The sequence below is a fragment of the Glaciimonas sp. GG7 genome (genome assembly GCF_052976905.1).
The window spans coordinates 1-12,063 of the sequence record NZ_JBRIIQ010000047.1 but is presented as its reverse complement, the minus strand read 5'-3'; the positions used below and the strand labels follow the sequence as shown (position 1 = coordinate 12,063).

Genomic DNA, 12,063 nt, shown 5'->3' with positions numbered 1-12,063 from the left:
CACAGGATTTCGAATGCCCCCAGCCTCTCGCGTAACCGACATGCATGTTTGCCCGATGGTCACACCCGGCGTGCCACCCATCCCCCATGTGGGCGGCCCGGTGACCGGCCCCGGCGCGCCGACCGTTCTCATTGGCGGTCTGCCAGCAGCCTGCGTAGGCGACATGTGCGTCTGCGTCGGCCCGCCCGACTCGATCATCAAAGGCTCGGCCACCGTCCTCATCGGCGGCAGGCCAGCCGCCCGAATGGGTGACAGCACAGCCCACGGCGGCAGCGTCGTACTCGGCCTTCCGACCGTGATGATCGGAGGCTAGGCGATGGCCGACAACAACAAAAATAACAACACCGCGCAATTCCTCGGCACCGGCTGGACCTTTCCGCCCACCTTCGAGCGCAGTCCGGCGCAAGTGCGCATGTCGAGCGACGACTTAAACATCCGGCAGTGTCTGTGGGTGCTGTTTTCCACCACCATCGGCGAACGCATCATGCTGGCCACCTATGGCAGCAGCCTCGGCCTGCGGGTTTTTGACGCCCTGACCACGACCATGGCCAACACCATCAGTTCGAACATCCAGAAGGCGATTCTGGACTGGGAGCCGCGCATCGACGTGACCAATATCGACATCAAGGAAATGGCCCCGCAAAGCGGCGGCCTGACGATAAGCATCGATTACATCGTGCGCCAGACCAACTCCCTGAGCATGGTGTTTCCCTTTTATCTGACCGAAGCCACGTTAGCGCTGCCGCCGTTATGAAAGATTCTTTGCAATGATTGTGCAACCCGACAGCGGTGCCCTTAACAATGCGATGAGCCAGCGCCAACGCAAGTTGCAAGCCCCCGCGCCCGAACGGGTGAAAGTCGACGGGCGCAGCCTGGCAGACCTGCTCGCGTTCGCCGCTGAATATGGCACGCTCATTCATTTTTATGACCTCACCGATACCATCGATGGTGACTGGTCTGCGTTCTTCTCGGACGACCCCAGTATCAAGCTGGCCTTGCGCGCCACGCTTGACCTGCCGGATATGGAAACTGCACTCGAACGGCTGCTGCAAGCGCTGACGCAGCGCGCACGAAGTGGAACAAAGACTGGCCCACTGGGCGCTTCTGCAAAAAATACTGGTGCGTCTGATCGTGATGGTTGAGCCGGGCAGAATCGCCCGTGTCAGCTTCGCCAGCCTGGAACATGCGCTGGCCGATCTGATTGCAGCGCAACTGCACCATTTGCTCGTCGAACAAGCCAGACGTCTGGTGCTTCACCTCAATGGAGAAAATGCTGAGCATCGCCTCGGCCACCATGCACACAACGCCGACAACTGGTTAGAGGACCTGATCGCGCTGCTCGATGATCTCGTCGCCTCCTTGATCGACGTGCTGACCAAAGCGCGCGCCGCTGATTTAGCGCAGCTTGAAACGTCATTGCAAGACCATACGCATCCCCCGCAATCGGGTTTATGGGATGCCTTTGCCCAACTATTCGGCCATGCGCAAGAGAGCATCAATCGCTTTCCACGCCATCTGGTCACGTTTTATCAGAGCGATATATTGCGTCAGGATGCACGCAACGAACGCCCGGACCAACTGATACTGTCATTCACGCCCAGCGTTGGCGTCGCACAAACCAGCATTACCAAAGGCACGACTTCTCGCCGGTAAAGACAAGGACGGCCAGTCCATCACCTACGCGCTGGATGCGGCGCTGACAGTCGATGCGACTTCGGTGGCGATGCTGCGCACCCTGACACTGGCCCCGCAAACGGCAGTTGCCGCAGCCCAGGTACTGAGCGGCACGGTCAAACTGGCCGCAACGCCGCCCGCTATCGCAGCCCCCTTTCCCCTGTTCGGGGCGAACGACACTGGCATCGACGGCGCACTTGTCAGCACGCTGGCGACACTCGGCTTTGCTGTGGCCAGTCCGTGCCTGATGCTCACCGGCGGCGGCAGAACGATCACGCTCGGATTGGGTATCGCGCCGGTGTGCGAGGATGATCTGATTAGCGCGTTTGGCGCTTATGGCCTCAATGCCAGCGCCGCCACCTTGCCTGCCCAGCTGACACAACTGCTAGGACAGGCGTTCTCACTGCGTTATTCGAGTACCGAAGGCTGGATCGATATTCCAGCCTATACCGTCGTCAATTCCGATGGCTGCTACAACCTGTCATTCACACTCGGCCAGGACGCCGCCGCGTGGGTGGCCTGCGCCCTGCCACCGGCCCCCAACTGTGCGGTTCCTGACATCAGTACGCCCACGCTCTACGCCAGCCTGATACAACAGGGCGTGCCGGTGGACGATGTCACGGTCTATCCCTATACAGTGCTGTCTTGTGCGGTGCTCTCGGCGCTGTCTATCGACGTCGGCGTCGATGACTTGACTGCCGCCCAAATGATCACTCCATCCGGTGCGGCCAACGCTGACAAACCCTTCCCACTGTTCGGGTCGCCGCCGGTTCAAAACGCCGTATTCGCCTTCAATGCACCCGAATTGTTTGTCAAGCAGGTCAGCCATTTCACGATGGCGATCACATGGTCCGGTTTGCCCGTCACCAGCACCGGCTTTTCCGGCTACTACCAAGGCTACGTCATCGATGCCGACGGCAAGCGCTGCGCTGGCAGCCTGTTCGACAACGCCAGCTTTACCGTGGACATGGGCGTCGTCAATCCGGGAACCTGGCAGATCAGCGCCACCTCGACGCCATACCTGTTCCAGACCACGCAAGGCGAGCCAGTACCGGTACCAGCGGCCATGCCGCTGCCGCAAACGGTGCTGGTTCCCGTGGTCGCAACCAACCTGCCGGCCCGACGACAACCCGGCGATGAGCTATGTCAGCCTGACCCTGACCCAACCGACATACGCCTTCGGCGACATCTTGTATGCCCCGAACGTGATGGCCGCCTCATTGCAATTGACCGCCGCCGCCTCTGCCTGCGCCCAACAATGCGGGCAGGATGGTTGGGCCGCAGGCGCAACTGCGCAACTCGCTCTGTTATCGGCCATCTGCACCACCACGCCCGATAAACAATTCAAACAGCGCATCCAAAGCGCAGTCAACAGGTCGTCGCCAGTCTGGACGCAATGGTGGTCACGACCATCCAAGGCGCTATTGCCGCCAGCGCCGCGACCGCCGACGAAAAGGCCGCATGGCAAGCCAGCCTGACGGCAGCGCTGGCCTTGCCAGACACCAGCTCGCGACTGGCCGCATACTGCATCCGGGCAGGCAATCGGCGCAGCGCAGTACGCTGCACGACAATCTGGCGCAGTGGTTAAGCGCGCATGCAACCGCGCTGGCCACCTCGGTCCCGGTCCCGACCGGTCAGGCGCAGCGCTGCTGGCCGCCGGGACCAGCGTGCCAGGAGCGTATGCCAAAGGCAAGGGTACGCGGGCAGTCATTGCTTCGGCAGTGAGCAACGCGCAAACCGCACTGAACGCGACCCTAGTCGATTCCTCTAGGATTGCATCCAAAAATGCATGGCGACCGACGCCACTGTCAGCTTTCCTAATCAACCGTGGCTGCCGATGGCCGCAGCCGTCAGCGTCAATTACACAGCCGCTGCCATGCTGCCCTTGCCGGACGGCGGCGCAAGTGTCGCCACGTTGTTCCACCTCTGCCCGTTTGACGAAGTTGCAGCGGTGGACTGGAGCTGCGCTGGCACAGTGCCTCTGTTGGCACCGATCATGCAGGCAGGCGTGCTGTATATCGACCTGTCCGTCCCGGCGCAAGAAGTCAGCTTGCTGTTCCAACTGGCCCCGCCAGAGAGCGGCTGGCCGACCACTACGCCGATACCAAGCTGGTTTTATTGGAGCGAGTCGGCCAATCCGGGATGGAATACCATCGCCCCCTACAGCGACAACACCGACGGCCTGCGCAAACCCGGCATCGTCCGCTTCGTGCAAGACGCGACAAAGGACGCGCCCTTGTTACGCTTGCGGATCGGATTCGACCAAGGGGACGCCGCGCTGTTTCCCTTGCTGGTGGGACTGTCCACCAACGCGGCAAGCGCCACCTGGGTGGGACCGGGCGGTGCCGACAATCTCGATCTGCCGCTGCTGCCCGGCACCATCACCAAGCCGATAGCAGCCTTGCCAGGCGTCGGCAGCATCACACAAGCAACGACCTCCTTCGGCGGCAGAGCCAAAGCGACCGGCCCGGCCTTCGACATGTGGCTGGCAGAACGGTTGCGTCATAAAGACTATGGCATCCAGGGCTGGGACTACGCCAGTCTGGTGCTGGCTGCATATCCGTCGCTGTGGCAGGTAGCCGTCACACCGACGAGCGATGGTCAACAAATACCTCTGCCCGGTCATGTCTGGGTCGTGGCCGTGCCGGGTCGAGACACACCGGGCGTGGTCGATCCGACCGTCCCGTCTAACGACGCGCAGATGCTCGGCCAGATCGCCGCCTGGCTTGCCGAGCGGATCAGCCCCTTCGTTGAACTGAGCGTCACGAACCCGCCTTATCAACGTCTGTGCGTGAAAGCCAACCTGATTTTTACCGACGATGACGCGATACCCGCTTGCATCAGCAGGCTCAATACCGAACTGGTCGACTTTCTTTCGCCTTGGCCCTCGCAAGCCTTGGGTCCGCGACCAGAGAATTACTACAGCGCGCAAGAAGTCGCCCACTTTGTGCGCAACCGCCCCTACGTGCGCGGCATGCGTTCGTTCAAGCTCGTGCCGGAAGGCCTCTGCACAGCGATCCGGCCTTACTACACCACGGTGCTGACCCACCAATTGATCAGCACCGACGTCATGACCTTGTCCGCCAACGGAGAACCCACGTGAACCCTCCTTGCGGCACCATCGCGCGCAAAGCGCCCGAAGCGACTGGCCTTGACTACAGCAAACTGTTAGCCGAAGGGACAGCGCTAGTGCAAGCGCTTTCCGGCAACGTCTGGACCAACTTCAATTATTCCGACCCTGGCGTCACCATCCTCGAACAGCTGTGCTATGCACTGACCGAGCTGTCCTATCGAGCCGATATTCCGGTCGAGGATCTGCTCGGTGCGCCGCTAACGGGGGAGATTGCCTTGCCGCGTCAGGGACTCTACCCGGCGTGGGCGATCATGCCGATCAATCCGGTGACCATCAACGACTTGCGCCGCCTGATCATCGACCGGGTGTCCGAGGTCGCCAACGTCTGGTTCACGCCGGTCCCAGCCAAAGACCAAGGCGTTTGCGGGCTCTACCGGATCACCGTTCTGGCGTACTCTGAGGACTGCGAGTGCGACCATACGGCCAACGACAATGACGCGCTCATCACACGCGTACGCGATTGCTACAGCGCACACAGAGCCTTGTGCGAGGACCTTCAAACGTGCCACGTACTGTGGCAAATCCCGGCACGCGTCGACGCCAATATCTACCTCGACGACGCCAGCGATCCCGATGAAATGCTCGCGCAATTGCTCTTCACTTTGGGCCTGACGCTCACGCCGGAGCCGAAACGCAGATCGCTGGCCGAACAACAGGCATTGGGCCTGACGACCTCGGAGATCTTCCTCGGTTCGCTGATGCTGCGCGGCTTCATCGCCGATGACCAACTCACGCCGCTGCCGCGTAACGTGGTGGTCGAAACCTTGCTCGAAGCGATGGTCGAAATTCCGGGCGTGTTGTCGATTGATACCTTGACGGTGCATGTAGGCAACGATGTCTACACCGTCAACGATACGATCGCTGTGGCCGAAGGTTGTATCTTGCGGCTGCAAACCAGCGCACGCGGTCGCTTCGATACCTTGCGCCTGTTCAAAGGCGGCGTGGTGTGCACACCGAATCCAAACCGGGTGCGCCGTTTGCTCGACAGAAAATGGACGGTACAGCGCCAGACCCCGGCGCTATGGACTGAATATAGCCACTACTATTGCCCTCCGGTTGGTCAGGGCAACGACTTGACAACCTACAGCTCGGTGCAGGATCAATTTCCTGCGGTGTATGGCATTGGCTATTTCGGCCTGCCGTCGGAGGCCGATGCACGGCGTCGCGCTCAGGCCAAACAGCTCAAGGGCTACCTGATGGCGTTCGATCAGTTAATGGCCGATTTTTTCAGCCAGCTCGCCTTTGTGCGCGACCTGTTTTCGATCAATACCGGCGGCGACAAAACCTATGCCAGCCAATCGTTGATCGGTATCGTCCCCAATGTTCTTCCTCTCGTGGATGCCCGGCACTATGATCAACAGCTCACCGAACTAATCGCAGCCCACGACCCGGTCTTCAAACGCCAGTCAGCCATCCTCGACTTGTTGCTCTCACTGTATGCCTCGGGACTAGACGCACGCGGTGTGCGCGGCCCCGCCTTGCTGCAGGCCAAACGCACGCTGCTCACACGGGTCGTGCCTGCCACGCGTGATCGTGGCCGTGGTTTCGACTATCGGCGGGCGATGCCGCTGCGTCCGATGGCCGGTCTGGAAATTCGCTGCCGGATCGAACTGGCGCTGCTCGATGTTGACACAGCGCCGAGCGCTACCGAACACCCGCTCGAACGCGAACGCCTCATCATCGTGGAGTGGGTCCTGCTGCGCCATGGCACGCTCGATGAACAGGTCACGGACGAATGCAGTTTTCGCATCAGTGCCGTGATGGCTGCCATGGATGAACCCATGAATGAACATCAGACAGAGGACATTCTCAACGATGGCTGGCGGCGCCGGGCGCGTGCCGTCGTGCGCGATAACACCCCGGCGCATATCGTCGTCGAGGACATTTTTCTAGGAGCGCGCAGGATGCAATATTTCTTGCGGCTGTACGACAAATGGATAGAGGCGCTGCGCCACGGATCGGTCCGACGGCGCGGCGAAACCAGCCGCCGTCTGAGACGCTTTTTGCGGCCGGCCAAACTGCTGGCAGTGCCTGTGCCGCTGCCGGTGACGGATGTGCAGCCGGATGTGCAGCTCGATATCCCGCCAGCACTTTCACCGGAACTATCACCATCGCCACTGCCGGAGTCTGGCCCATCCGAGATCGTGCCGATCCTGCCCATGCAGCCCATGCAATCCACACTCGCGGATGCACCGACAAACCCAGAACCAGAGTCCGCTCCCGCGTTCGTAACAGCGCCTGCGCCGGAAAGAAAATGGTGGCAATTTTGGCGACCCAAAGTCCACGCTGATGCAAACCCGGTTGCGCCTGACCATGCAGGCACCGAAACATGAGCAAGCCTGCGCACAGCATCGGTAAACTCCAGATTGAGATTGACACGCCCGACCTGACCTCGGCGCTGGCATTGCGTGCCCGCGCCGAGGAGATTGCCTGGCAGCGCATCCCTCACATCATCGACAATGTATTCGACGCCCTTGCCCCCACCGACTTGCATGTACGGATCGACAAACTGACACTCGATCTGGGCGACATTGACGCCCACGCGCTGGAAAACGCATTGCCGGAAGCATTCGAACGCGCCTTGCGCAGCACCCTTGCCGACGCCATCGCAACGGCCTTGCATGCGCCCGACGCCCACACCTATGCGCGCGCACCAACGCTGGCCTTGCTCGATGCATTCGGAGCCTATCTGGTCAACGGCACGTTGCCGATGCGACGTCGCGACTCGCCTTTCGCGCCGGCAGAAATCATCGCGCGCCTGATGGCGGAGCAACCGGCGGCACTGGTCGCACTGCTGCGTCGCCATGCACAGCAGCGCACCGTCATCGAACGTCTGGTGCTGCAAGCGGACCAGACGGCGCTGCATGCCCTGCTCGGCGTACTCGCCCCGGCGGACCAATCATTCATCCTCGGCTATCTTGCCGATGTCGGGCGGCTCCATCCCATGGTCGCGCCAGCGCCACTAGCCGAATCTTCACTGCGGCGCGCCCTGTGGGTGTTGACGCTTGAGTATTTGCTGCACGAGGCAGGGACCCAGTTCAACCGCCGTACTTACCTCGCCACCTTGATCGCAGGCGTGGTAGCAGCCGAAGGGGTCAGCTATGCCGCCTTGCTGGCGCTGTTGCATGACGTGGCCAACACCAGCCGGACCCACCAGCCGCTGACGGGGTCGCTCTTAGGTGTATTGGATGCATTGCTACGCGCTTCGCACATCGATGCAGCGCCGCCGAAATCCGCCCTGCCTGCCTATGCTGCAGCCGATGCCTTTGCCAGCGCCGAGGCAGGCAACTTTGCATCCTTGCTCGCCCTGCTGCGCCGCACCGCAACCCAGCCTCTGGCGCTGGAAATGTTGATCCGGCCCATGTCGCCATTGCTGTTTGCGCATTTGATCGGACAGTTGCAGCCGGTGCATGCGGCACTGATCCTGGCCTATGTCGTCGATCTGTCGGCACTGCACCATGCGCGGCCGCAGCTTGCCTTGAGCGCGGATGGTTTCGAGCGCCAGATGCGGATGCTGGTCTTACGCTATTTATTGTTGGACGCCGGGTCGCAATTTAACCGGCTTAGCTGGCTGCGGCAGTTGTTGCAAGGACTGGCTGCAAGCGCTGGCGTGACCTATTCACTGCTACTGACCGCGTTTTCCAAGGCGCTCGATTTTCTGCGCGAACGCATGCCGCTGTCGAGTTCTCTGCCGGAAGCGCTGGCGCTGCTGAGTGGCGAAGTACGGTCGCAAACAGGCGATCTGGCAACGACAGAGCAAGGCGGCATCGTCCCGCTTCTGAGCGCATGGCCGCAATCCGGTGCGCCTACCGCATCTGTTGGGTCGTCCGCTGTGGCCGGGCGCAATCCGGAGGCCGCCGTCGCTCTGGCCGAACGCTTTTTGCGCACCGGCTCTCCCCACGATCAGGGTGCACATTTAAGCGAATTGGCGGCCACTAATCCGGGCGGATTTGCAGCCCTCCTGCGTCGTCTGCTGGTCGCCGGGTCCGGTAATACCGCAGCGCTGATTGAACGCCTGTTGATCTGGATGTTGCCTGACGAAATCATCGCCACGCTGCTGCCCGGACAGGCCGATCAGGCGGCACGCTGGGCCGACATGCTGGCGGACCTGCCGGGTGCGAGCATGGCCTCGGCCTGGACGCAAGTGCTCGATGCCGCTTTACGCGGGGATGAACTGCGTGCTCCGGACGCCCTCAGCTGGCCTGCGCCACGCCTCGATCATTTGGCCTTGTTACGGCACTGGCTCGATACCGGCGTACTGCCTTGGTGGGCTATGCCCGATCTCCGTATCGAGACCTTGCTTGCGGACTTGCCGGGGATGTCTGTGGCAGCGTTGCACGGCCTGTTTGCCGACGCGCAATCCGAACAGATTGAACGACGCCTGCAGCGCATTGCGCGATATGACGCCAGCGTTGTTACGGCCATCATTACGCAACTCGCCCCGGGGCCGTTGGCGGCGCTTTCCTCCGGGCTTGATGGTGCGGTACTGGAGGCACTGAAGATCAGGATCGCTGCGGCGACCATTGCCGGGATACCGCTCGACCCGGGCCATCTTGCCAGGCCCTTGCTGGCGCCACCCCCGACACCGGTAGCCGCGCCACTTGAGCGGCCCGGCCCGACCGATGAGCGCCGGTTGTTTGACTGGCTTGCCGGTCACCCCAACGATGCGACGCCATTGTCTGGCGCAGCGTTTCGACTGCTGGCCGACCTGCTCGCCCATGACAACCCAACGTTAGACGCAGCCTTGCAGCAAGGCTTGTCCCAGCCCGATACCCGGCAACGCTGGGCGACGATCATGCCTGCCGAAGTGCTGGCGCGACTGCTGCACCGCATCGCGCCGACGCAAGCACGCTTTATGCTCGATACGATGACGGTCATGCTGGCGGCGTGGGGTCACACCCATCAGAGCGGGACCCGCGAAAATGCTGGTCAACTCCTGTGGCGCACTCTGCTGGCGATGTTGGCCGAACAACCGCGTCCACTCCCGCGCACCATCGCAGCACGCTTGCTAGCCTCTTTGGCGCAATCCCAATCCGATGCTGCAACGCGCTTGCTCACCCAAGCGCATGCGATGGCGAAACAAGGCGGCTACGCCAACGTGACCGGCGCGCTGCAAGTCATGCCAACAGTCAAACCGCGATCAGCGCCAGCCAGACGCCCCGCTCGTCCTGTTATTTCGCGCCCACCCGACGAAGGCACCACGATGTATATTGCGAATGCCGGTCTGGTGCTGATCCATCCTTTCCTGCCGCAGTTTTTCAAGCAACTCGGTCTGCTCACCGTTGACGACGCCGGGGTTGCCCGCATCACCGGCACCGAGGCCGCCTCACGTGCGGTCCACTTATTGCAATACATGGTGGACCATCGCTGCGATGCACCCGAGCCGGAACTGGTGCTCAACAAACTGCTGTGCGGCCTGACCCTCGACACACCAGTGGCGCGGGCAATCACGCCTGACGCCACCGAAATGGCGGCCTGTCGTGACCTGATCAATGCCGTGATCGAACACTGGCCGAGTATTGCAAATACTTCACGGGCAGGTGTGCGCGAGACCTTCTTAGAACCTATTCAAAATCTTTTTGCCAATGAGGCTGAAATTATGTATTTTGTTTAAATGCGAAAAAAATACCCAAGCGATATAAGCCGCGAGATGTTTGAACAGATAGCGCCGCTCTTGATGAGTGCTCGGAAGCGAACGAAGCCACGGAAAATTGATGTGTACGACGTATTTTGCGCGATTCTGTATCTACTTAAAAGCGGGTGTCAGTGGGATATGATTCCAAGCGACTTTCCGAAGAAGACCACGGTGTATTACTACTTTCAACTATGGAAAGAGAAGCCGTCGGAAGATGGACTAAGCCTGCTTGAGCAGGCTTTAAAAAAATGTAGTTGGCGTGGTCCGCATCAGCAATGGACGGAGCGCGTTGACCACGTTCGTCATCGTTGATGCGCAAAGTGTTAAAAATACGGATACGGCAAAGTACAAGGGATATGACGCCGGTAAGAAAGTATCGGGTATCAAGCGCCATATTGCGGTTGATACCCAAGGCTTACCGCATGCGATTTCAGTGACAACGGCCGATGTGACGGATAGAAAAGGCGCTTTGGAAGCGCTGAGACGACACAAAAAATCATTATCCAAAGTCGTTAATATGCTAGCCGATGGAGGGTATACCGGAGAGCCTTTTGCCGATGGCGTACGCGAAATATTGGGAGCATCCGTGAGCATCGCCAAACGCAATGAGCTTCATACCTTTGCTGTGATGCCTCAGCGTTGGGTCGTGGAACGCTCTTTTGCATGGCTTGAGAAATGCAGAAGGCTGTGGAAGAACTGTGAACGTCAACTTAACACCAGCCTTCAGTTCGTCAATTTGGCATTTCTCGTTTTGCTCTTGAAAAGATGTTGAAAAGATTTTGAATAGGTTCTTACAGCGCGAAGGCCGACTGATCCTGCGCGAGGGTAAATGGACACTGACGGTCTCGCGCAAGACGCTCGATATCCTGCTCGACCAACTCCCCTGGGGTATTTCGGTCGTTCTGCATCCCTGGATGCCTCACCCACTTTCTGTTGAATGGTAAAGCGACGAATGAACGCCCCCTTGATGGTCGCCAACAGCGCCAATAGCGCCATGATCGAACGCGAGCTGAACTGGCTCCAGCGCATCATCGAACAACGCTTTGCAGCACGTCAGGAAGCCCGGCATCCGGGCTTGGACGCACTAACTGCACCGCCTGACGTCTCTGCTGGCAACGGGCCTTTCGCCGCATTTTTGCGCGATATGACGCTGATCCCACAAGAACGTCTGATCCTGATTCTGGCCATGGCACCGCACATTGCCCCGGAAGCACTGGATGCCTTCCTGCTCCATAACAAGGCAATCGAGCGGCGCTTCAGCGAATTCGGCGGAATCACAGGACAGTCGCACGGCGGATTCTTGCCCACGGTAGAAACCGCACTATTCCTGTTGGCCGGAGCAAACTTGCACGAGCGCTTACAAGCGCGCAACCTGTTTGCCGTCCACCATAAACTGATCGCAGCGCGGGTGCTGGAAATCGATCATGAACGCCCCGTTGAGCCGTTCTCATCGTCCGCATTGCGCTTGTCGCGGGAGTACCTGGAAATATTGCTCACCGGGGAAGATCAATTTATCCCCTCCCTGTCTGAGTTTCCAGCCGAGCGTATCAGCACACCACTCCAGTGGGAATCGATTCGTGCTTGTCCGTGGTACTCGGCATAGAACTACTGAGTCGGAGAC

The 12,063-nt window shown here is 60.2% G+C and carries 12 protein-coding genes; all 12 read left to right on the top strand.

Features of this window, described 5'->3' with window-relative positions:
* Positions 1–13: 13 nt before the first annotated feature.
* Entirely contained in the window at positions 14–313 is a 300-nt protein-coding gene (locus tag ACVBEF_RS12320) for a PAAR domain-containing protein (protein WP_447124239.1), read from the top strand.
* A 3-nt stretch (positions 314–316) separates the two neighbouring features.
* Positions 317–754, top strand: coding sequence for a GPW/gp25 family protein (locus tag ACVBEF_RS12315; RefSeq protein WP_447124238.1), 438 nt, complete (start codon positions 317–319; stop codon positions 752–754).
* A gap of 13 nt (positions 755–767) precedes the next feature.
* Positions 768–1,142, top strand: coding sequence for a hypothetical protein (locus ACVBEF_RS12310; RefSeq protein WP_447124237.1), 375 nt, complete (start codon positions 768–770; stop codon positions 1,140–1,142).
* Complete coding sequence (locus ACVBEF_RS12305; protein WP_447124236.1) at positions 1,075–1,653, top strand: hypothetical protein; 579 nt, start codon at positions 1,075–1,077, stop codon at positions 1,651–1,653. Before ACVBEF_RS12310 ends, ACVBEF_RS12305 begins: the two co-directional genes overlap by 68 nt.
* Entirely contained in the window at positions 1,604–3,013 is a 1,410-nt protein-coding gene (locus ACVBEF_RS12300; RefSeq protein WP_447124235.1) for a hypothetical protein, read from the top strand. Before ACVBEF_RS12305 ends, ACVBEF_RS12300 begins: the two co-directional genes overlap by 50 nt.
* A 60-nt stretch (positions 3,014–3,073) precedes the next feature.
* Positions 3,074–3,262: a hypothetical protein gene (locus ACVBEF_RS12295; RefSeq protein WP_447124234.1), complete on the top strand. Its 189-nt coding sequence runs from the start codon at positions 3,074–3,076 to the stop codon at positions 3,260–3,262.
* Between the two features lie 201 nt (positions 3,263–3,463).
* A complete protein-coding gene (locus tag ACVBEF_RS12290) occupies positions 3,464–4,777 on the top strand; it encodes a hypothetical protein (RefSeq protein ID WP_447124233.1) in 1,314 nt (437 codons plus the stop codon).
* A complete protein-coding gene (locus tag ACVBEF_RS12285) occupies positions 4,774–7,140 on the top strand; it encodes a hypothetical protein (RefSeq protein ID WP_447124232.1) in 2,367 nt (788 codons plus the stop codon). Before ACVBEF_RS12290 ends, ACVBEF_RS12285 begins: the two co-directional genes overlap by 4 nt.
* The gene (locus ACVBEF_RS12280) at positions 7,137–10,421 is read left to right on the top strand and encodes a contractile injection system tape measure protein (protein WP_447124231.1); all 3,285 of its coding nucleotides are present in this window, start codon (positions 7,137–7,139) and stop codon (positions 10,419–10,421) included. Before ACVBEF_RS12285 ends, ACVBEF_RS12280 begins: the two co-directional genes overlap by 4 nt.
* A protein-coding gene (locus tag ACVBEF_RS12275; protein ID WP_447121918.1) for an IS5 family transposase occupies positions 10,422–11,214 on the top strand; the annotation gives its coding sequence in 2 pieces (ribosomal slippage) (positions 10,422–10,691 and positions 10,693–11,214; 792 coding nt in all).
* 7 nt (positions 11,215–11,221) lie between these two features.
* A complete protein-coding gene (locus ACVBEF_RS12270) occupies positions 11,222–11,386 on the top strand; it encodes a contractile injection system tape measure protein (protein WP_447124230.1) in 165 nt (54 codons plus the stop codon).
* Positions 11,387–11,394: 8 nt separating this feature from the next.
* Positions 11,395–12,045 carry a hypothetical protein gene (locus ACVBEF_RS12265; RefSeq protein WP_447124229.1) on the top strand — a complete coding sequence of 217 codons (651 nt, stop codon included), beginning with the start codon at positions 11,395–11,397 and terminating at the stop codon, positions 12,043–12,045.
* Positions 12,046–12,063 lie beyond the last annotated feature (18 nt).